The sequence below is a fragment of the Phytoactinopolyspora endophytica genome, assembly GCF_004138495.1.
Lineage (GTDB): Bacteria > Actinomycetota > Actinomycetes > Jiangellales > Jiangellaceae > Phytoactinopolyspora > Phytoactinopolyspora endophytica.
Window position 1 is genome coordinate 23,629 of the sequence record NZ_ML142865.1, and the last position, 941, is coordinate 24,569.

The 941-nt window shown below is 67.7% G+C and carries 1 protein-coding gene; it reads left to right on the forward strand.

Annotation, left to right across the window (positions count from 1 at the left end):
* The coding region (groEL, locus tag ELR45_RS41510) for a chaperonin GroEL (protein ID WP_240760152.1) at positions 1–941 on the forward strand (941 nt) is incomplete at both ends.

Sequence of the window (941 nt, forward strand, 5' to 3'; positions counted from 1 at the left end):
GCAGACCTTCGGCACCGAGCTCGAGTTCACCGAGGGAATGCAGTTCGACAAGGGCTTCCTCAGCCCGCACTTCGTCACCGACGCGGAGCGGCAGGAGACCATCCTGGAGGATGCCTACATCCTGATCACCCAGGGCAAGATCTCCGCCATGGCGGACCTGCTGCCGTTGCTGGAGAAGGTCGTCGAGGCCGGCAAGCCGCTGCTGATCGTCGCCGAGGACGTCGAGGGCGAGGCGTTGTCGACGCTCGTCGTCAACAAGATCCGCGGCACGTTCACCTCGGTTGCCGTGAAGGCACCGGGCTTCGGCGACCGTCGCAAGGCCATGCTGCAGGACCTCGCTGTGCTCACCGGCGGACAGGTCGTCGCCGAAGAGGTCGGTCTGAAGCTGGACCAGGTGGGTCTCGAGGTTCTCGGTACCGCTCGCCGGATCGTCGTGACGAAGGACGAGACGACCGTGGTCGACGGCGCCGGCTCTCAGGCCGACGTGCAGGCCCGAGTCGACCAGATCCGCGCCGAGATCGAGAACTCCGACTCCGACTGGGACCGCGAGAAGCTCCAGGAGCGGCTGGCCAAGCTGGCCGGCGGCGTCGGCGTCATCCGGGTCGGTGCCGCCACCGAGGTGGAGCTCAAGGAGCGCAAGCACCGTATCGAGGACGCCGTCTCGGCTACTCGTGCGGCGATCGAGGAAGGCATCGTCTCTGGTGGCGGTGCGGCGCTCGTGCACGCTCGGTCGGCGCTCGACGGTGACCTCGGGCTGACCGGTGACGAGAAGGTCGGCGTGAGCATTGTTCGCGACGCCCTGTCCGAGCCGCTGCGCTGGATCGCGGAGAACGCCGGCGAGAACGGTTACATCGTCGTCTCCAAGGTCTCCGAGGGGACCCCGGGGCACGGCTTCAACGCGGCCACCGGTATCTACGGTGACCTGCTGGCCGACGGCGTGC